Raw genomic sequence first — 22,495 nt, forward strand, 5'->3', positions numbered from 1 at the left:
TAAAATACAAATAGGTTATAAAAACACTGGTGCACTTTATATTTCATTTAAGGAACATATAAAAAATATGTTTTTTTCTTTTGTTTTAAAACGATTTTTGTAGTATCATTTAATAAAGAAATTAGTGTAAGAAGAGGCGGAGATGAAAATAAAAAACAAAAAGAAATCATTATTAATATTATTATTAATTTTAGTACCTGGTTTTATAGCTACAGCTGCAACCCTTCCTTTTGCTTTTTTTAAAAAACAAAAGGAACAAATAGAAAAAAACCCTATTGTAGGAGAACAAAAAGCATCAATTAATAAGATAAATAAAATAGAATTTGCAAATATTACTGAGAATTCAGTAAGTGTTTCTTTGCAACCTGAAAATAAATTTGAAATTTCACCAAGTTCCAAAATCATTTTAGAATTAAGCAATGGTATAAAAGCAGTTGCTCAAAAGTGAGAGTTTAACAATAAAAACATTGTTTTAGAAATAAATAAATTAAAAGAAAATACTAATTACACTATTTATGGAATAGAAGTTGATAATAAGTCTTTACAAATAAATAGTTTAGTTAAAAAAACTTTTAAAACAAATAAACAATTTTTTGCCCAAAATACAGAGATTATAAATATTAAAGAAACAGAAGCAACTTTAAATTTCGATTTTGAAGAAAATATAAATCATTTTAATTCTTTATCCATTGAATTTTTAAATGGAAAAGCTCAAAATTTTTCTAATGTTCATATAAATAACCATAAAGTCGATTTGAAACTTGAAAGTTTAATCGCTTCTACTGATTATACAATAACTAAAATAATGTATAATCATCATAACATACTAAAAAACAATATTCGCTTCACAACTTTAGAAAAACCAAAAGTAATTTTAAGCAACTTTAAAATTCTAGAAAATAAAGAAAATTCAGTTAAATTAGAACTAACTATTGATAATTCGAATTTGATTTCTAACAATCAAGAATTATTTATTAATTTAAGAAGTAAAAGCGGAAAGGAAGAAAAAGGAATCAATAATTTTTCCGTATTTGAAAATAAAATCACTTTTGTTATAGATAATTTACAAAGCAACACAAGTTATACAATAGATAATATAAAAAATAATCAAGATTTTTGAAATCTACATAATAGTAATTTTAATTTTAAAACTTTAAAAAAACATTATTTTGTTTCTAATATAAATGCTAAAGATATTGAAACAAATAGTGCAAGATTAGTTTTAGATTTAAATGAAAATATAGAACTCAAAAAAGTTGAAATAAAATTAGATAAAAAAATAGAACCTTTTGTTTTTACTTTTTCCAATATAAACAAAAATATAGAGTTACTTTTAAATAATTTAATGGATAACCAAAATTATTTCATAGAATATATAAAAATCAACGATAAAAATATTCAATTTCCTATTTTTAATTTTAAAACACAACTTTCAGCACCTATTATAAATAATATTTCTTTAGTTGAAAAGGATATAAATACAGGAACCTTAGATTTTATGTTCAGTAATAAAGAATATTTTTCTACTTCAAAAATTATCACAATAACTTTAGAATTTAAAGAAGCGGAAGAAATAAAAGAAAAAGAATTTAACTTTACTATTAATAATAATGAAAATTCTTTATCAGAACATTTTAATTTTGATAATTTAGTTCCTTCTACTATTTATAAAGTTAAAAAAGTTGAAGTTGAAGGAAAAGTATTAAAAAATAAAATTTCTAATTTTTCTTTTAGAACATCTGATATCGTTATTGAACAAGAAAAAAATATCACTTTGTCTGAAATTAGTTCAACAACAAATTCAGCCTATATTCAATTAAGTAACTTATCAGATAACTTAGGTAATAATGATATTGAAAATATAAAAATTAAATTAGTTAATGAAGAAGAATATAAAAATGTTGAATTTACAAAAGAAGATAATGTAATACAAATTCATTTAAGTGATTTAAATGAAAATTCAACCTATCAAATAGAAAATTTAAAAATAAATGATGTAGTTTATAATCCAACAAATGTTTTTTCTTTTAAAACAAAAGAGAAAGAAGTAAAAAATACTAACATAAAAATTTTATCTTTAAATACGCGTTTTGTACAGCTTCAACTATCCTTTAATAAAGGCAATGCCTTTATAGACGGAGATTTAGTAGTAATAGAAACAAGAGATGAACAAGGACAATTTCAACAATTTTCTCAAGAATGAAGATCTTCAAATAGTTCTATTATATTAAACAATTTAAAAAGTAACACTAACTATTACATAAATAAAATTTACAAAAATAACAAAGAGATATTTATTGAAAGTACAAATAGAAATTTTCATACTTTAGCTTTAAGAATGGAAAATTTTGAAGTTATTAATACGACAGAAAATAGTGCTAAAATCAAAGCTTCTTTAAATAATATTAGTCTTTTTGATAAAGGAAATAGAATAAAATTAATTTTATCCAATTCAGGAAATCCAGAAGAAAAAGAAGCAAATAATTACGAAGTAAATGGAAATTATATTTATTTCACAATTAATAATTTAAACAAAAATACATCTTATAATGTTGTTAATTTTAAATATGATGAAGAAACGGTTATTTTAGATCGCAATTTTCCAACAATTCAAACAAAAAACAGGTTGCAAATTGAAAATATTTCATATAAAGACATAAGTCAAAAATCTGCAACTGTAATTTTAACTTTTACAAATGTAATAGATAAAAATATTAATAAAGATTTAAATATAATACTTGATAATAACGAGAGATATTTTCAAACTTCTTTTTTATTGAATGATTCTAATCGATTGGAAATTAGTTTTAATAATTTGCAACCTAATAGAAATTATTCTATTAATTCAATAATGCTTGATAATGAAGAAATTAATATTAGTAATTTAAATACTCAATTTAAAACTCTAAAAAATCCAAAAATACGGGATTTTACTGTAAATTCTATAACATCTGATTCGGTTGATTTAATTTTAAATTTTGAAAATTTAATTTATAATTCCAATTCTGTATTTAATATAAAATTTTCAAACTTGGATTCAATCTCTATTTTATCTTCTAAAATTCTAAATAATAGTTTAACTTTACACTTAAATAATTTACATTCAAACTCTTTATATGTTTTAGAAGAAATAACATTAGATAATAATAATGTAGAAAAAGAAAGGGATTTTTCATTCCAAACCCTTCCTAATTTAAACTTAACTAATAAAAGAATAACCAACATTACTCATAATTCTGCTCTTTTAGGACTAACTTTTGAAAATATAAATGATGTAGACTCTAGACAACCTATAATTGTAGAGTTAAATAATGGTGATTCATATAGATTTAATGATTATCAAAAGGAAAATGATAGTATTTCATTAAGTTTGGAAAGTTTATCAGCAAACACCACTTATAAAATATTATCAATAAGACATAAAAACCAAAATTTAATTAGTAATGAGCAAATTGACTTTAGAACATTATTAATTCCAAGTTCTCTTTCTTATGTAACTCAAAATTCAAGCACTTATAATTCCATAGACTTTACTTTAAATTTTAGAAATCCTGAGTGAATAGAGATAAATAAACCAATAACAATAGTTTTAGAGAAAAATACCACAAAAGAAGAAATTTCTAAAACTTTTAACCCTTTTAATTTAATAAACAAAGCTTCTAAATTTACATTTAACGATTTAGAAAGCAATACAATTTATAAATTAAAGAGCATAATGCATAAAAATACACAACTTTTAACTACAACAAATTCTTTTGTGTTTCAAACAACCAAAAATATTAATTTAGAAAATGGAATTATTCACTCTGTAACAACAAATTCTGCAGTTCTAAATTTAACTTTTAACTCATTGAAAGACATAGATAATACTGTTCCTATTGTTGTTGAATTTTCAAACGGTACAACCTTGGAATTCATAAACTATGAAAAACAAGGAAACCTTATTTCACTTCATTTAAATCATTTAGTTCCTTATACAAATTATTCTGTTTTTTCCATAAAATACAATAGAAAAAACATTTTAAATAACTTAAATGTTAATTCTTTTAGAACAGAACAAACTGCTTCTTCTGTAGTTAATGTTACAGAAGATAACAAAAGTTATAACTCTTTAAACTTAGCATTTGAATTTTCAAATAAAGAATGAATGAACTTAAGTTCCCCAATAACATTTGAATTAAAAAATTTATCTAATAATAAAGTGGTAAGACAAGAATTTGCACATTTTAATATTGAAAATAATTTAGCTAAATTCGTTTTTCAAAACTTAGAAAGCAATTCAAATTATCAAATAATCAAAGTTGAACATAAGCAACAAAATATTTTAAATAGTAATTCACATTATGTTTTTGCAACTACAAAACATATTCATTTACTAAGTAAGTCAGTTGATCATATTACAGCAGAGGCTGCAACTTTAAATTTAACATTTGAAAATAATAAAGATTTAAATAATTCAGAGCCTATAACTATAGTATTATCTAATGGTACAAGTAAAAATTTTGCTCATTATGTTTTAAACAATAACAAAGTTTCTTTTCAATTAGATAATTTATTTGCATTTACAGATTATCAGATAGCATCTATTAATTATGGAAATATTCGTTTATTAAATAATTATGAAACAATCAATTTTAAAACAAAACAAAGAATTTCTTCTTTATTAGGTATCAATAATTTATTAAGCAGTTATAATAGTTTAAAATTAAATTTTACTTTTTCAAATAAAGAATGAATAGACGTTCATCATCCTTTTGTAATAGAGTTACTAAATACTTCAAACAATCAAATCATAAGTAAAACTTTTAATGCATTTAGTATTGATAATAACCAAATTCACTTTGTTTTTGATAATTTAATTAGTAATACAACATATAAAGTTAAAAATGTAAAACACCAAGAAATTAATCTTTTACCAGAGAACTCTTCTTACTATTTTACAACTAATAAAGATGTTAAAATAACAAGCACTTCAATAGATAATATTACTTTAAATTCAGCAAATTTACATTTAAATTTTAGAGCTATTAAAGACATTAATACCTATAATCCCTTTATAATCGAATTTCAAGGCGGGGAAACTAAAACAATTTCTCATTATTCTATAAACAATAATATAGTAACAATAAATTTAAGTAATTTAGTCGAATCACAAAATTACTCTATAACTCAAATTAAATATGAAAATAAAAATTTAATTGAAAACTCAATTAATTTTAGAACAGATGATTTTGTATCAATTAATAATTATTCAGTTGCTAATGTTAATGAGCATTCCGCAAGTATAAATGTTGTATTTAATAATCCTAAATATTTAAATTCAAATGAAAATATAACTTTAGAGTTTTCTAATGGATTAGTGAAAACTTTTTCACACAATTTAATCACCAACAACTCTTTATCACAAATCATTTCTGGATTAAATCCAAATACCACTTATACACTTAAAAATATAAAATTAGGTAATATAATTTTAAATCATTCTGGAGTTTATATAAGTTTTACCACAGCAAAAAGTGTTACAGTAGTTAGCGGATTAAACTTTAGTAATATAACTTATAATTCAGCAAATTTAAATATAAATTTATCTAACACTGATTGACTAGAACAAAATCAAAATTTAGTTATTTATTTGATTAAAAATAATACTAATACAGAAATTCGTAAAGAAGCAACTTTAAGTTCTAATAATAGTAATATAACACTAAATTTAAATAATTTAGATAGTAATTCTACTTATAGAATAAGCAGAATCAATCACAAGAATATTGATCTTCAAATAAATACTAATACACGAGAATTTAGCACTAAAAAGGATATTTTATTAAAAACAATGCAAAGCAGTGATGTTCAAATTGCTTCTGCTAAATTAACTTTAAAATTAAGATCTACAAAAGATATTTCAACTAGCGATAGATTAACTGTTGTATTAAATAATCGTGAAAAAAATATTGATAATTTCAGAATAATTGATAGTACAACAATTGATTTAATGTTAAATAATTTAGATTTTAATACACACTATACAGTAAATAATGTTAAATACAACAATCAGTCAATGGAAAAAGATTCATCTTTTAGAACTATTTCTTTCACAACTAAAGACAACCCACAAAGAATTAAAGTTTCAAACATTTCTACAGAACATATTACAACTTCAAGTGCTAATATGATAATTTCTTTTGAAAACGCTTCTCAATTTGATAAAACAAAAGAATTGGTTTTAAATTTTAATAATAATTATTCTAAAAGATTTACAAATATCGTTTTACTTAATAATAATATAAGTTTAAGTCTTGATAATTTACGCGATAATACTGAATATGTATTGCAAAGTATTTCTTATGATGGTAGAAGTTTGGAAATCAAACCAGAAGTAGTTAAAAACTTTAGAACAGAAGCTAGAAAATTAGAAGTTGCATCAATTCAAGTTAAAAATCTTGAATCTGATTATGGAGTTAGTGCAGATTTTGTTTTAAGATTTAAAAATCAAGATTTATTTACAGGAAAAAAAGAACTCAAAATCAAAATTCAAGATGTTAATGAGGCTAGAAGAACGGTTTATGCTAAATCTAAAGATATAGCTCTTGATTATGATAATAAAATAATTCTTTCAACTAATTCTTTATATAATAATAGAATTTTTAGAATAACCGATGTTTTATTTGATAATGTATCAATTAAGTTTCCAAATGTAGATGATTTTAAACCATTTAAACGGGCAAAACCTTTAATTTCAGATGGTACACCGCCTGAACCAGATTATCCAGAACCAACAATTGAAGAACCTTCAAATAATCAACCATCAACACCAAATCCTGAACCAACTCCTGCTCCGAAACCAAAACCAAACTATAACTATGATCAACCACATAATCAAGATGAGCACACTAGATACTATAGTGGAACAAGTTTAAACAATTTAGATTGAATGAAATCCTTAGATGATTCTGCGAGAATTTCAGATTTAAGTATTCCAGGAACTCATGATAGTGCGATGTTTTCAGGAACAGGTTTCTATTACTTTTTTGGTAAGGATTATGCAAAAACACAAGCTAATAACTATGATACACAACTAAAACAAGGAATTAGATTTTTTGACTTAAGAATAGATGAGAATATGAATTTAAGACATGGTGTAACTTATGCTACAACCAACTTAAGTAATACTCTAAGAGATTTTGCTTATTTCTTACAAAGACATCCAAGTGAATTCTTATTATTAAGAATAAAAAGTGAAGATTATAAACCAGGTCAAAGTCCACAATTTAGACAACAATATAGACAAAAATTTGAAAATGCTCTTTTAAAACATTATGATTATTTATATCAAAGAGAATCATATAAAGGAACTTTATGACCAACAGTTGCTGATTTAAGAGGAAAAATGATGATATTCAATGATCTAGATCCTGAAATTACAACAGATACTTCTTGAGGTCCAAAATACAACTCAGGTGGGCAAGCAGCAAAACCTTATATTTTTTATACACAAGATAACTTTGAAGCTACGCCAAATGACAAATATGACGCTATCAAAGGACAATATGACATTAGTACCAAGTACAAAGGTCAAGGAGTATTATTTTTAAACTTTACATCACACACTAATTTACCTACCACAATTTTTAGATTAGCTGAACAGGCTAATCCAAAAGTTTTAAATCTTCTAAAAACCTATGAAAGAGATCATAGATTTATCTCTGGAATCACAATTATGGATTTCCCAGGAGATGCACTTGTGCAACAAGTTATTAAAATGAATAGAGTTAAATAACTGACAACTATGTCGGTTATTTTTTTTAATTTTAATCAAAAAACAGAAATTATATATATAATTTTTATATGAAAATAAAAAAATTAATTATACCAGCCGCTGGGTGAGGAACTAGATTTTTACCTTTTACTAAAACGGTTCATAAAGAGTTATTACCGGTTTTAAATAGACCAACTATTGATTATTTAGTAGAAGAAGCTATTGAATCCGGAATAGAAGAAATTTGAATTATTATTTCACCTAGAAAAGAATGGATGATGGATTATTTTAGAGTTAATTATGATTTAGAAGAAGAATTAGTGGAAAAAAATAAAACTGATTTATTAAATGATTTGCAAAGAACTAATTTTATTAAAAAGCCTAATATTAAAATTAAACAAATACACCAAGATGAACAACTAGGATTAGGTCATGCTATTTGAGTTGCTGCTAAAAAAATTAAGAATGAACCATTTGCTGTTATTTTAGGTGATGATTTAATTTATAGCAGTAAAAAACCAGCAATTAAGCAACTTATGGAACAATATGAAAAATATAAATGTTCTATTTTAGGAGTATCTGCTGTAGAATGAAATGAAGTACATAAATATGGTATTGTAGTTCCTAAACATATTAATCAAGGACACGGAAAAGTTTTTGAAATAATGGATGCGATAGAAAAACCTAAGCGTTCAGAAGCACCAAGCAACAAGGCAATCATTGGAAGATATGTTTTTACACCAGAAATTATGCCAATATTAAAAAACTTAGAACCTGGTTTTGGTGGTGAAATTCAGCTAGTAGATGCTTTTCCAAAATTAATGGAAACTCAAAAAATTTATGCTTGTGAGCTTGATGGAATTAGATATGATTTAGGTTCAGTAGAAGGTTTTGTTAAAGCTAATATTGATTATGCATTAAGAGAAAATAGTTTAAAAAATAGCATAAAATCCTTTATAAAAGAAAAAGAAGAGATAAAATAATATGAAAACTTTTTTATTAATTGGTGGTGCGGGTTACATTGGGTCAGTGTTTGCTTATTACCTTTTAGATAACAACCATAAAGTTATAATTATTGATAATTTAAGTTCTGGAAATAAAGAATTTTTAGATCAAAATATGATTTTTTATAATATTGATCATAATAATATTGATGAAATGGAAAAAGTTTTTGTCAATCATCAAATTGATACAGTAGTTATGTTTTCTGCTTTTATAAAAGTTGGAGAATCAGTTACTAAACCACTTGATTATTATAGAAATAATATAAATGGTATTATTAATGTTTTAACTTTAATGGATAAATTTTCTATAAATAAATTGTTATTTTCATCTACTGCTGCTGTTTATGGAAAGGGCAAAGGATTACCTTTCAAAGAAAATAATGCAAAGAAACCTATAAATCCCTATGGTAACTCTAAAGTTTTTTGTGAACAAATTATTAAAGACTACGCTAAAACCAATGAAAAATTTAAATATGGAATTTTAAGATATTTTAATGTTGCTGGATCAGATCCTCAAATAAGAGCAGGTCTTTTTTCTAAAACCAATAACTATTCTTTATTAATACCTGTTATTGCAAATAAAGTTTTAAAAGAAGAAGAATTTGAAATTTTTGGTAATGATTATAATACACCTGATGGTACATGTATAAGAGATTACATCCATGTAAAAGATTTAGCAGAAGCACACTTATTATTAGATAAATATTTAGATAAACATAAAAGTGAAATTTTTAATGTAGGAAGTAATAAAGGTTATTCTAATAAAGAAGTAGTAGATATGTTTTCTAAGATTTTAAATAGAAAAATTAATTTTAAATTTGGAGCAAGAAGAGAAGGAGATCCTGATTTCCTAGTTTCAGATTCAAATAAAATTCAGCAAAAATTAAGATTTAAATTAAAATATAGTTTAGAAGATATAATTAACCACGAAATTCAATGAAGAAAAAAATTAAAAAATCTCAAATAAAAGTATAAGAAATTAACTTTTTACAAAGTTAATTTTTATTTCATTTGTATGTGTTAAAATTGTAATACTATTATTTAATAAAAATTAATTAAAAATAAATGGAGAACAAATGAAAAATAAATTATCTATTTTGATTCCTTGTTTCAATAAAAATAAGTATTATAAAAGAGTTTTTAAATGCTTGATTAAACAAACAGATAAGAGATTTGATTTAGTTTTTTTAAACGATTCATCTACAGACAACACTTTAGAAGTTTTAAATGAATTTAAAAATAAATATGATGATTTATTTAATATTAAAATAATAAATTTAGAAAAAAATGGCGGATTAGCAAATGCTAGAAACATTTTAATAAACAATTGTGATACAGAATATTTTTTATTTTTAGATCCAGATGATCTTATTACAAAAAATGCCATTTTTGAATTTAATAAACCCATCTATTCAAGTCATAAATATGATATTATTACTGCTCATTTTTCATTAATTTTTAAAAATATTCCCATTTTAAATTTAGCAAAAACAAAAATTTTAACAAAACCTAAATATAAAAATAACATTGAATATACACAAGATCAACTTGCTTTTATTTGAAACAAAGCTATAAATAGAGATTGATTTTTAAATTTAGACATTTCCTTTTTAGTTGGTTATAATTATGAAGATTTTCCTATTTCTTTCATTTTGTTATTATCGACAATAAATAGTTATCACATTAATAAAAAAACATATAAATATGATTTAAATTTACAAGGTTTATCTAAAAAACATAATATTAAAAAAATAGTTAGTATAACTAAAAATTTAGATTTTTTATATAGCGAACTTAAAAAAAGAAACATTTTTAATGTATATAAAGAAAATATTGAAAAATATTTTATAAGAAAAGTATTCACTCATATTTTTTGAGCTCACCATAATTTAAATAAAGAAAACGAGTTTCAGATAGTTTTAATTGATTTTTATAATATTTTAGAAAAATATCAAATTGATGAACGAATAATTAAATATAAAACTAAATTTTTTTCTCTTTTTAATATTGCTTTTTCTAATTATGAAAAATTAAGATATAAAAAATACAATTTAGAAAATTTACAGAAAGATTTTAATGGAAACAAAGAATAAAATAACTATTTTGATACCGATTTTTAATGGAGAGAAAACTTGTAAAAATTTGTTGTTATCAATAACTAAGCAAACAGATGCAAGATTTAATGTATTGTTTTTAAATAATGGTTCTACAGATAATACTAAAACAGTTCTACATAAATTTAAAGATGAAAATAAAAATAATATTGATATAAAAATTATTGATTTTGTTCAACACTCAGAAAGTTCTCACATAAAAAATTACTTAATTGATAATTGTGAAACTGAATTTTTTATTTTTTTAAATTTTACAGATGAACTTGAACCTAATGCTATTTTAGAATTTAATAAAGTATTGTATTCAGCAGAGAAAAAATACAATATAATCCTTTCTGATTTTTCATTTAGTAATAAAAATAATTTACTTATGAATATATTTAAAAAAAGAATTTTTATAAAGGAAAAATACAGAAAAAAAATAAATTTTGAAATAGAGAAATTTACTTTTATTTGAAACAAATTAATTAATAAAGAATGATATAAAAGTTTATATTTACCTTTTTATTTAGGTTATACTTATGAAGAATTTTCTCTTGCTTTGGTTTTATTTTTATTAACTGATAATATTTATTATATTCATAAAAAATTATATAAATATGATTGAAATTCAAATTCAGATTTTAAAAGTCATACTACTGATAAAATAATAGGAATAGCAAAAAATTTAGATTACTTATATTTACAATTAAAAATAAGAAACAAATATGAGTTATTTGAAAAAACATTTGAAGAAACAGTTTTATGTTCAATTTTTATACATATTTTTTATAATAAAAATAAGCAAAATATAGACAAAAAATTTCAAGATGCTTTAAAAGAGTTTTATAAGTTTATTGATAAGTATGATTTAGAAATAAAACTTTCTAAATATAGAAAAGATTTTACATTTAAATTTAATAATTCATTAAGAAGTTATGATAAATTTAGACATATTAAAAGAGATTTTTAATAATTAAAATCCAATGCTTTGATGCACTGGATTGTTTTTACTTTTATTTTTCATGTTTGAAGAAAGAAATAATTGTTTCTAAAGCATTTTGGATATCAACTTTTGATTTTAATTCTTCACTTTTTATTAAAGGAGTTACAAAATCAACAAGTTTTTTTTCTGTTTTGTCATTGATGTTAGAAAGTAAGTCTTTAATTTTTGCATTTTGTTCATCAATGTCAGGGTTTGTTAATTTTGCTTCATTATATAATTTTTGTATATTTTCTTTTAAGTATTCAGTAACAATTTTTTTCTTTTCTTCTGCTGTTGCTACTAAGTAATCTGGGCGATCTGCAGTTAATCTTTTTATGGTTTTATCAACTACTTCATTTAAAGTAGGTTCTACATTAAATGATTCAAATTGATTTTTTATAATTGGAAATACAATGTTTTGTATTCTTTGATCATTAACTAAATTAGAAACATCAGTTAATATTTTTTTAAGTGTTTCTTTATCTTCTTCGCTTAAATTTTTATAATCTTTGGTTAATAAATCTTGTAATTTGTTAATATTAGTTGCAAGATCTGCTCCATTTTTAATAATTCCATATAAGTTATGAATTCCTGTACCTTTACCACCTGTCAGTATTTTTACACCAATCTCTGTAGAATTTGCATAACTTGTTTTTTTATCAGAAGGGAAAAGCAATACGTTAGAAAACAGAAGAGCACCTGGCACTGTTAACAATAGATTAGTTCCTGCAAAAACACCACCATAAATTAATTTGCTTATTTTAGTAAAAGTTTTATTGCTTTTTTTCTTTTTAATTTTACTGAAAATTGCTATTACTAGTGCAATTGTAAAGAAAATAAATCTAAAAATTCAATAAACTATTAATGCAACTACTGTTGCAGCTAAAGTAGTAAAACCTTCCGGATCATCAAAATGTTCTTTAGCATATTTATTAGCAATGCTATAAAAAATGACTGTACCAATTATAGTTATAATTATGGAAACAAACTTAAAAATGGTAAATTTAAGTTTTAAAAAATAACCGGTAACTAAAGAAAAAAGTATAGAAAAAGCAAATAAAATTGGAACTCAAATATGTGGTGAAGAACCTTTCATTGAGTTTAATGTATTTAAAATTGAACCAATAAATCCTTCCATTATTGTTCATCCTCCCAAACAAATTCATATTCATATATTCTAACTACATCGCCAGCTTGTATGTTGAGTTCAATAAGTTCATTTCAAACACCAATTTCTTTTAGTTTTTGATTAAATCTCATTAAATTATCATGTGATACAATAGGAATTTTGTTGTAAATTTCTTCCACTTCAGGACCAAACACTTCAAACAGTCCTTCGTGTATTTTTTTAACTTCGTGATATTTTTCTAAAGTAATTGTAACTTCAGAGAAAGTTTTTTCAAAAATAGGGGTTTTTTCTTTTTCTAATGCTTCTCAAAGTTTGATTTTTAATGTATCAATATTTTTATTTTCAATCGCACTAATTTCCACTATTTCTAAATTTTTAAATTTCCTTTTAAATTTAGATAGTTGCTTTTTAAAAACTTCTTGATCTGATTTATTAGCAACTATTATTTGTTTTCTTTTTTCTAAATTTAAATTATAAGTTTTTAATTCTTCATTAATTTCAATATAGTCTTTTATTGGATTCTTAGTTTCGTCACCAAAATCAATTATATGAGCGATAACTCTACATCTTTCAATATGTTTTAAAAATTGAATTCCAAGTCCTTTACCTTGTGCTGCTCCTTGGATTAAACCTGGTAAATCAGCAGCAACAAAGGAATTTTCAAAAACTTGAACAAGTCCCAATTGTGGAACTAAAGTTGTAAAATGATAATCTGCAATTTTTGGTTTTGCATTTGAAATTCTAGATAAAATTGTAGATTTTCCTGCTGAAGGTTTTCCTAAAAAACCTACGTCTGCTAAAACTTTTAAGTTTAGAGTTAAATTAAATTTTTCACCAAAATCACCATTTTCGCTAATTTTGGGAGCAGTATTTTTGGAAGATTTAAATTTAGTGTTTCCTCTTCCACCTTTACCACCTTTTGCTATTAAATAATTTTCTTCTGTTATGATATCGTGCAACAATTTATTTCCATCATAAATAAGAGTTCCTATTGGTACTTTGATATAAATATCTTTTCCAGCGGCTCCATATTGATTTTTTCTTCTACCGTTTTCCCCGTCATTCCCTTTAATTATTTTCTTTAAATACAAAGGAAGAAGAGTGTTCATTCCAGGATCTCCTACAAAATAAATAGAACCTCCATTACCACCGTCACCGCCATCAGGGCCACCACGATCAACGTGTGCTTCTCTTCTGAAAGCAATCATTCCATTGCCGCCTTTTCCGGCTTGTACTTTCAATTTTACTTCATCTATAAATTTCATTAATTCTCCATATCTATAAATAAATGCTAATATTATTTAGTATTTTAAATAATAACACATTTACACAAATAAAAAAGAAAGAATCAAACTTGTTATAAAAGTTTTATTCCTTTTTTTGCTAATTCTTCTTTATATTCTTTAGGTCAAAAACTGGATTGTACTTCACCTATATGTTGTTTTTCAAGTAAAAGCATACTTAATCTACTTTGTCCTATTCCACCCCCAATTGTTAAAGGTAAAAGATTGTTTACAACATTAAAGTGATATGGTGAAATTTTTTCCACTTCTGCTTTTGATTTATTTGCTTGAGTACAAATGGACTCTGAATCTACTCTAATACCCATTGAAGAAATTTCAATTGCTTTTTCAAGAGTTTGAGAATAAATTATTAAATCACCATTTAAATTTCAATCATCATAATCAAACGCTCTTAATGATTGAATCAAACCTGATTTCATTTTGTGTCCTATTTGATAAATAAAGACAGTTCCTTTTGATTTGGTAATTAAATTTTCTCTTTCATTAACGGAATAGTTAGGATATAAATCCTCTAATTCTTGCGAAGAAATAAAGAAAACATTTTTAACTAATTCTTCTTTTAATACGGGAAATTGCTTTTTTAATTCTTCTTTGGTTTTCAAAATTGCTTTGTAAATTTTATTAACAATGCTTTTTAAAAAATCAATATTTCTATCAGAAGCTTTTATAATTTTTTCTCAGTCCCATTGATCTACATAGTATGAATGTAATTCATCTAAGTCTTCTTCTCTTCTGATTGCATTCATATCTGTATAAATACCTTCATAAAAGTCATAATTATAGTCTTTTAAAGCCTGTCTTTTTCATTTAGCAAGTGAGTGAACAACTTCTAGTTTAACATCACTATTTTTAGTGGTAAAACTTACTGGTGATTCTCCGTTTAAACCATCATTTAACCCTGTTTGTTTTTCAACAAAAAGAGGAGCGGTAGCTCTAGTTAGATTTAATTCTTTTTTAATTTCTTCTTGAAATATTTTTTTTAAGTTTTGAATTGCTAATTGTGTTTCTTTTATATTTAATTTTGTTTTATTCATTTTTTTCTCCTTTTAAATAAAAATCTTTAATTATATTAAAATATTTTTCAAAGTTTTCATAGTAAATCATATGACCCACTTTTTCAAAAACTTCTATTTGAATATTTTTAACATTATTATAAAAATATTTTATACAATTTTCCCTGTCTATAACAGCATCTTTTTCTCCAAGTAACAATAAAGTAGGAATTTTAATTGAATTTAAACCTTTTTCTATATTATTCATTAAATTTATATTTGGCAAATTTTCTCCTAATTTCACTATAGTTGGATTGTTGAATAGATAAGGATCAAAATTATTTTTTTCTTTTTCCATAAACTCTTTATTCATAAACAAAGGTGTTGGATCATAATACAAAGCCTTTAAAAATGTCTTATATTCTTCAAAAGTTTTTGGAAAATAAGAATTAAAGTAATCTTCTTTTTTAACTAGTGAAGATTTGTTCATTGGTGCTACATAAATTAATTTTGAAAATAAAGATGGTTCTTGTAAATAAGCAAGAGAAATTATTCCCCCACCCATAGAATGACCGATTAAGACCACATCTTTTAAATTATTTTCTTTAATAAATTTAATTAAAAGATTTGCAAAAGAATAAACGCTAATTTCATCGTTATTTTTAGCTTCTAATAAATCATTTCCAGGAAAAGATATAGCATAATAATCACTTAAAGTTCATTTATCCATAAAAACATTGTGTCTGCTGTGATTTGAATTAAAACCATGAACAAAAATTACGGGATTTTTGGGTTGATTATTATCTTTGAAAACAAAGGGATAATCATATTTTATTTTTTTCATTTTTTAGTTTTCCTTTTTCTTTTAATTTTAAAAAATACTTTTTTATTAAATTATATAATTTTCTTCAAAAATAAAATATAATTAAATAAGCATAATAAAAATAAACAAGGAGAAAAATGAGTTTAGTAAACGCAAAATTAATGATGAAAGATGCATATAAAAGAAAATATGCTATTCCACACATTAATATCAATAATTTAGAATGAGCAAAAACAGTTTTATTAGCAGCTCAAGAAATGAAATCACCTTTAATTCTTGCAACTTCAGAAGGTGCTGTTAAATATATGGGTGGTTTTAAAACCATTTATGGAATGGTTACAGGGTTAATTAGTGAATTAAAAATAACAATCCCAGTAGCTCTACACCTTGATCATGGTTCATATGATGCTTGTGTTAAAGCTATAAAAGAAGGATATACTTCAGTAATGTATGATGGATCACATTCTGACTTTAAAACAAACTATAACAATACTAAAAAATTAACCAAACTTGCTTTAGTACACGGAGTTTCTGTAGAAGCTGAAGTAGGAACTATTGGTGGTGAAGAAGACGGAATCGTAGGAAATGGAGATTTAGCAAACCCAGAAGAAGCTAAAAAAATGGCAGCTTTAGGAATTGATATGTTAGCTGCGGGAATTGGAAATATTCATGGTCCATACCCTGCTTCATGAAAATCATTAAATTTTGAGGCTTTACAAGAAATTTCTGCTAAAGCAAAAATTGGTCTTGTTCTACATGGTGGTTCAGGAATACCAAGCGATCAAATTAAAAAAGCAATTTCTTTAGGAATTGCAAAAATTAATGTAAACACTGAATTACAACAAGCAAATGCTAAAGCTATTTGAGCATATGTTGAATCTGGAGAAGCTAAAAAAGGAAAAAACTTTGATCCAAGAAAATTATATGCTCCAGGAACAGCAGCAATGAGACAAACAGTAATTGAAAAAATTAAAGAATTTGGATCAGAAAATAGAGTTAAATAGACTCTATTTTTTTATGCGGAAAATTTTAGGAAAAATCCTTTTCATTTTCTTTTTATTCTTTAATTTTTTTACAGTTTCATGCTCTATAAAGACTGAAACAAAAACAAAAACCTATTTTGTGAATTCAGTCTATGATGGTGATACATTTACAGATAATAATAATCAAAGGTATAGATTTTTTGGAATAGACGCTCCAGAAATAAAAGATAGAGATGGGGTTGAAACAAAAGGGAATAAACATTATTATGCTCTTTTAGCGAGAAATTTTTTAAGAAAACAGATTGATAAAAAAGAAATTCAAATTCAAATTATTAAAAAAGATAAATATAAAAGAAATGTGTCTAAAATTTTTATAAATAATATTGATATAGGACGTCAATTATTAAGAAACGGTCTAGTAATAGTCAGATACATTTCAATTGATAAAACTTCTCCTTTTTATACTGAAGATATTGATTATTATGATCAACTTCTTTCTGATTTTCATTATGCTCAAAAAAACAAGTTAGGTTTTTGAAAATTTTATTCATCACAAAAAGAAGTTGAAAAAGCCTTATATTAAGGTAATAGTTTTTATATTTTAAAAAAATAATAGTGGTATAATTTTGAAATTATGGATAAAGTTCAAATTTTTATAAAGAATAATATAAGGATAATAGTTTCTGATTTAACAAAATCAGCACAAAGAAATATTGAAGTGCAAAAATGTAATCCATTTCCAGCTTTAGTTTTGGCAAAAGCGATTTCTGTTTTTGGTCCACTTTCTTCGATTTTATCAATAAAAAGTGGAAAAGTAACTACATTTATTAAAAGTGAAAATGGAACAATAAAAAATTTGATTGTTGAATCAAGAACAGAAGGTTCATTAAGGGCTTTATTAGATAATAATGATATTGTTACAGAAAAAGATGATTCAGATTTTGAAAATATACCGCTTGTTCTTGGTTTAGGTAATGATGGATTTTTAAGAATTACAAGAAATAATGGATCTCAACATTTTGGTGGAGAAGTTAAACTAATGAAGTCAGATATTGTTACAGATTTAGCCTATTATTTTAAAGTTTCTGAACAAATATATACAGCAATAATTTCAAGTGTTAAATTTAAAAACAAGCAAACACTTGAAAGAGTTTATTCAGTGATTTTTCAATTATTACCAAGCCACACAGAAGAAGATATCGTGTGAATTGAAAACTTTTTAAAAAATAATAATCTAGATAATATGTCTTTAGATGAATATATAGACTCAATGGAAGCAACGTTTTTACAGGAAAAACAGTATTTTTGAGAATGTAAATTTAATAAAGAAGAAGTATTATCTTCATTAAAATTAATAGAAAAAACAGAAATTGACAAGATTCTGAATGAAGATGGGAAAATAGAAGTAGAATGTCATTTTTGTAAAGAAAATTTCTATTTTTATAGAGAGGATTTTAAATAATTATGAAAAAAATTATTTCATTAAAAAACATAAATAAGTTTTATGGACATAAAAAAGTTTTAGAAAACTTTAACTTTGATATTTATCAAGGTGAAAGAATAGCTTTGTTAGGTGGTAATGGTTCAGGAAAATCGACCACTGTTGAAATCATAGCAAGAATCAAAAAACCTACATCTGGTGAAGTTTGATGAGATGAAAATCTAAAATTAGGGATTCAATTTCAAGAATCTAAATATCCGCATGGAATAACTGTAAAAATGTTGATTGATTTTTATCTTGACAGTTATGGTAGAGAACAAGTTAGTCAAGAGTATGTTGAAGATTTAAAAAAGAAATTTAGACTAAAGGAATTAGAAAATAAACAAATCTATACATTGTCCGGTGGACAACAACAAAGAGTAAATATTTTATTATCACTTGTACATAAACCAAATTTTTTAATTTTGGACGAATTATCAACAGGATTAGATATTAAAATAAGAAGAGAAATTAGACAGTATGTTATGGATTATTTAGCGGCGAATGTTAATTGTTCACTAATTTTAATTACTCATAATACTTCTGAAGCATTGAAAATGTGTAATAAAATTGTGATATTAAATAAAGGAAAGATTTTTGTAAATGAAACAATTGATAATTTACTAAGAACAAAGGGAAATATAGATACATTTGTTGATGAGTTTTTTGATACAGTATATTCAGAAGAAGATGAAAAACAAAAGGAAAACGAAAAAACAAAAAATAAAAGTTTTTTAACTAAAATAAAGGAAAAATTAAGAAAAAGAGGATAAATATGAAAGCTATTTTTAAATTAATTAATGCTTATTACTGAAAAGGATTTTTTGGTCCATTTTTTACTGTTTTTTGACCATTTTTAGTTTTCTTACTTTTAGGAAATGTAACTTATTCAACCACACTATCTAGTTTAGAAAAAACAGGTTTACCTCAAGCAACCATTGAAACTCAAATATATTCACTAGCTAAATCAATAATTGTTGGAGTTTTAATCTCAACAATTATTTCTAATGGATTAATAGGTTTTTCAACAATAATAGTTGATTTCAAAAAATCAACACTTATAAAAAGAATTGGTTCTGCCAATATAAGTAAAACACATTTTATGATTGCTAGTTTGTTTTACCAATTTGTATGAACTTTATTTGTAATTATTTGAGTTCCTTTATTAGGTTCCTTATTACTTGGTTTTAATAAATATTTAGATTTTGGAATTGGTTTTAATATAGGATTATTAAGCATTTTGCCTTTAATTGCCCTTGTTTTCTTAATTTCAATTTCTATGGGATTTTTAATAATTTCTACTATAAATAGCACAATTGGAGCATCATCAGTAGCTAATTTAATTTTCTTCCCTATCTCCTTTTTATCTGGTGGTTTTGGTAATGGACAACCTAATTTAGAATATGCACCAGCTATTAAATATTTTTCATATTTAGTTCCTACAAAATATTCCACAGATCCTTTATTTGAGGTTTTCAAAAATGGTGGATATAGTAATTTATATGAAAACATGGGATGACAAAGTTTTGGATTTCCAATAATTGGAATAACTATTGCAGCTATTTTCATTTTAATTTCTGTTAAAAAATTTAAATGAGGTGAATAATGAAAGTAAAAACATTCGCTTCAGTAGAATCTTTTACAGGTGGGGCATTTGCAAGTAGATTGGTTTTAGAACCAGGTGCTTCTAAATATTTCAAAGGTTCATTGGTGACCTACCAAAATGAAATAAAGGAAAAATTAGGTGTTAACACATCAAAAGGTGTGGTTAATTCAGAAACTGCACTTAATATGTCTTTAAAAGGCAAAGAATTTTTTAATGTAGATTTTTGTATTTCATTTACAGGAAATGCAGGACCAACAGTTATGGAAAATAAAGCGGTAGGCGAAGTTTATATAGCTATAAATGATGAAGTTTTTCCTTTATTATTAAGCGGAAATAGAGAACAAATAATTAATCAAGCAGTAGATTTTGCTTATGAAAAATTTCTAAAATTAAAATCTTAAAATAGGAAAATTCAACGTTTTTTCCTATTTTTGTTTTTTTATCAATAGAAAAGTAAATTTTAAGAAATTTTAATAGAGGTGAAAAATATGGAAAATAATAAAATTTTAAAAGAAGCATTAAATGAAATAGAAAAAAAATTCGGTAAAGAATCAATTATGTTATTAGGGGAAAAACCTCCAGTAGATACAGAAACTTTTTCTTCAGGTTCTATAGCTATCGATCATGCTTTAGGTATTAAAGGTTTTCCTAAAGGCAGAATTATCGAAATTTTTGGTCCTGAATCTTCAGGAAAAACAACAATTAGTTTACATGCAATAGCAGAAATACAAAAAAATGGTGGAATAGCAGCATTTATAGATGCTGAACATTCTATCGATCCAACATATGCAAAAAATCTTGGAATAAATATAAATAATTTGATTTTATCACAACCTGATTCTGGAGAGCAAGCTCTTGAAATCGTTGATACTTTAGTGAGAACAGGTGCAATTGATTTAATAGTTGTTGACTCTGTGGCTGCTTTAGTTCCTGAAGCAGAATTAAATGGAGAAATGAGAGATCAAACAATAGGTGCTCAAGCTCGTTTGATGTCAAAAGCTTTAAGAAAAATTACTGGTTCTTTAAATAAAAATAAAACAACTGTAATTTTTATTAATCAAATTAGAGAAAAAGTTGGTGTAATTTTCGGTAATCCTGAAACAACCCCTGGTGGAAGAGCACTTAAATTTTATTCTTCTATTAGAATGGAAGTAAGAAAATCTACACAATTAACAACAGGAAGTGATATAACAGGAAACCTTGTAAAAATTAAAGTAGTAAAAAACAAATTATCTATACCTTTTAAAACAGCAAATGTGGAAATTATTTTTTCTCAAGGAATTTCAAAATATGCTGAAATTGCACAATTAGCTGAAGATTTTGGAATTTTAATAAAAAAAGGTGCTTGATACTCATATAATGGAGAAAATATAGCACAAGGAAAAGTAAATTTAAGATTATATTTAGAAAATTCTCAATCATTTTTTGAAGAAATTAAACAAAAAGTATTAGATAAATTAGAAGAAAATTAAAAATGCTATAAAATATATTTATTATGAAAAAAGAAATAGGTATATTGTTTATTGGAGATGTTTTTGGAACTCCTGGAATAAAATGTATTGAAAAATTTTTACCAGTAGTTAAAGAAAAATATGAAATAGATTTAATTATCGCTCAATCTGAAAATGTTTCAGGAAGAAAAGGACTAAATTCTGAAGACTATGAAAAGATGATGAAAATCGGAGTAAATGTTTTTACACTTGGAAATCATGTTTGAGCAAATGAAGATATATATAAAATTATTGATAATAAAAATGTTTTAAGACCTTACAACGTAATAACAAGTGATTATCCTGGCTCTGGTTCTAGTGTTTTTTCCATAAATGGTTTTAATATTAGAGTCACTTCTATGCTTGGAAAAACATTTAATAAACTAAACTCTCCTTGAAAACAAGATGAAGCTAATTCTTTTTTTGATGCAATAGATGAAATAATAAGTAAACAAGAAGAATCCGAAGATTTTCATATTATAGATTTTCATGCTGAAACAACTTCTGAAAAAAATGTTTTTGGTTTATATTTAGATGGAAAAGTTGATGCATTATTAGGAACTCATACACATGTTCAAACTAATGATGATAAAAAACTACCCAATGGAACTTTATATATTAGTGATGTCGGTATGACGGGACCCAAAAATAGTGCAATTGGTGCTAATTTTGAAGAAGTTTATGAAAAAATGAGATTTAACAAAAAAGTAAGATTCAAAGTTTCTGATAACGATGTACAATTTAATGCAGTATTTTTAAAATTAAACAAAGAAAATAAAAAATTAAACCAAATAGAAAAAATTTTTTTAAACAAGTAAAACAAAACACAAATCCTTTTTGATTTGTGTTT

General features: G+C 24.2%; 17 protein-coding genes. 13 read left to right on the plus strand and 4 right to left on the minus strand.

Annotated features, from left to right (window positions below; genetic code table 4):
* The first annotated feature begins 142 nt into the window (after positions 1 to 142).
* The 5 genes from ACXX89_RS02205 to ACXX89_RS02225 all read left to right on the plus strand — a co-directional run bounded on the left by ACXX89_RS02205 (position 143) and on the right by ACXX89_RS02225 (position 11,826).
* Positions 143 to 7,777, plus strand: a complete 7,635-nt coding sequence (locus ACXX89_RS02205) for a hypothetical protein (RefSeq protein WP_458557506.1) — start codon at positions 143 to 145, stop codon at positions 7,775 to 7,777.
* A 68-nt stretch (positions 7,778 to 7,845) separates the two neighbouring features.
* Positions 7,846 to 8,739, plus strand: a complete 894-nt coding sequence (locus ACXX89_RS02210; RefSeq protein ID WP_458557507.1) for a UTP--glucose-1-phosphate uridylyltransferase — start codon at positions 7,846 to 7,848, stop codon at positions 8,737 to 8,739.
* Between the two features lies 1 nt (position 8,740).
* Positions 8,741 to 9,727 (plus strand): UDP-glucose 4-epimerase GalE, encoded by a 987-nt coding sequence (galE, locus tag ACXX89_RS02215; RefSeq protein WP_436358792.1) that lies wholly within the window; start codon positions 8,741 to 8,743, stop codon positions 9,725 to 9,727.
* 109 nt (positions 9,728 to 9,836) lie between these two features.
* Positions 9,837 to 10,853, plus strand: a complete 1,017-nt coding sequence (locus tag ACXX89_RS02220) for a glycosyltransferase family 2 protein (RefSeq protein WP_458557508.1) — start codon at positions 9,837 to 9,839, stop codon at positions 10,851 to 10,853.
* Positions 10,837 to 11,826, plus strand: coding sequence for a glycosyltransferase family 2 protein (locus tag ACXX89_RS02225; protein WP_436358794.1), 990 nt, complete (start codon positions 10,837 to 10,839; stop codon positions 11,824 to 11,826). The genes ACXX89_RS02220 and ACXX89_RS02225 overlap by 17 nt, the downstream gene beginning before the upstream one ends.
* A 43-nt stretch (positions 11,827 to 11,869) precedes the next feature.
* On the opposite strand, the gene ACXX89_RS02230 is transcribed toward ACXX89_RS02225, so the two are convergent.
* From ACXX89_RS02230 to ACXX89_RS02245, 4 genes are all read right to left on the minus strand, one after another.
* Positions 11,870 to 12,976 carry a hypothetical protein gene (locus tag ACXX89_RS02230; RefSeq protein WP_458557509.1) on the minus strand — a complete coding sequence of 369 codons (1,107 nt, stop codon included), beginning with the start codon at positions 12,974 to 12,976 and terminating at the stop codon, positions 11,870 to 11,872.
* Positions 12,976 to 14,232 carry a GTPase ObgE gene (gene obgE / locus ACXX89_RS02235; RefSeq protein WP_436358796.1) on the minus strand — a complete coding sequence of 419 codons (1,257 nt, stop codon included), beginning with the start codon at positions 14,230 to 14,232 and terminating at the stop codon, positions 12,976 to 12,978. Before obgE ends, ACXX89_RS02230 begins: the two co-directional genes overlap by 1 nt.
* A 92-nt stretch (positions 14,233 to 14,324) precedes the next feature.
* Positions 14,325 to 15,305, minus strand: a complete 981-nt coding sequence (locus tag ACXX89_RS02240; RefSeq protein WP_458557510.1) for an aspartate--ammonia ligase — start codon at positions 15,303 to 15,305, stop codon at positions 14,325 to 14,327.
* On the minus strand, positions 15,298 to 16,107 hold the full coding sequence (locus ACXX89_RS02245) for an alpha/beta fold hydrolase (RefSeq protein WP_458557511.1): 810 nt from the start codon (positions 16,105 to 16,107) through the stop codon (positions 15,298 to 15,300). Before ACXX89_RS02245 ends, ACXX89_RS02240 begins: the two co-directional genes overlap by 8 nt.
* Before the next feature lie 116 nt (positions 16,108 to 16,223).
* Here ACXX89_RS02245 and fba point away from each other — a divergent pair, with 116 nt between their 5' ends.
* The 8 genes from fba to ACXX89_RS02285 all read left to right on the plus strand — a co-directional run bounded on the left by fba (position 16,224) and on the right by ACXX89_RS02285 (position 22,463).
* Positions 16,224 to 17,090, plus strand: a complete 867-nt coding sequence (fba, locus tag ACXX89_RS02250) for a class II fructose-1,6-bisphosphate aldolase (RefSeq protein WP_458557512.1) — start codon at positions 16,224 to 16,226, stop codon at positions 17,088 to 17,090.
* A gap of 13 nt (positions 17,091 to 17,103) precedes the next feature.
* Positions 17,104 to 17,652, plus strand: a complete 549-nt coding sequence (locus ACXX89_RS02255) for a thermonuclease family protein (RefSeq protein ID WP_458557513.1) — start codon at positions 17,104 to 17,106, stop codon at positions 17,650 to 17,652.
* Positions 17,653 to 17,703: 51 nt separating this feature from the next.
* Positions 17,704 to 18,531: an Hsp33 family molecular chaperone HslO gene (locus ACXX89_RS02260; protein ID WP_458557514.1), complete on the plus strand. Its 828-nt coding sequence runs from the start codon at positions 17,704 to 17,706 to the stop codon at positions 18,529 to 18,531.
* A gap of 2 nt (positions 18,532 to 18,533) precedes the next feature.
* A complete protein-coding gene (locus tag ACXX89_RS02265) occupies positions 18,534 to 19,322 on the plus strand; it encodes an ABC transporter ATP-binding protein (RefSeq protein WP_458557515.1) in 789 nt (262 codons plus the stop codon).
* A 2-nt stretch (positions 19,323 to 19,324) separates the two neighbouring features.
* Positions 19,325 to 20,155 carry an ABC transporter permease gene (locus ACXX89_RS02270; protein ID WP_458557516.1) on the plus strand — a complete coding sequence of 277 codons (831 nt, stop codon included), beginning with the start codon at positions 19,325 to 19,327 and terminating at the stop codon, positions 20,153 to 20,155.
* On the plus strand, positions 20,155 to 20,556 hold the full coding sequence (locus ACXX89_RS02275; RefSeq protein WP_436358804.1) for a CinA family protein: 402 nt from the start codon (positions 20,155 to 20,157) through the stop codon (positions 20,554 to 20,556). The genes ACXX89_RS02270 and ACXX89_RS02275 overlap by 1 nt, the downstream gene beginning before the upstream one ends.
* Before the next feature lie 87 nt (positions 20,557 to 20,643).
* The gene (gene recA / locus ACXX89_RS02280; protein WP_458557517.1) at positions 20,644 to 21,627 is read left to right on the plus strand and encodes a recombinase RecA; all 984 of its coding nucleotides are present in this window, start codon (positions 20,644 to 20,646) and stop codon (positions 21,625 to 21,627) included.
* A 23-nt stretch (positions 21,628 to 21,650) separates the two neighbouring features.
* Positions 21,651 to 22,463 carry a TIGR00282 family metallophosphoesterase gene (locus tag ACXX89_RS02285; protein ID WP_458557518.1) on the plus strand — a complete coding sequence of 271 codons (813 nt, stop codon included), beginning with the start codon at positions 21,651 to 21,653 and terminating at the stop codon, positions 22,461 to 22,463.
* Positions 22,464 to 22,495 lie beyond the last annotated feature (32 nt).

The organism is Mycoplasma sp. 1012 (assembly GCF_054343455.1).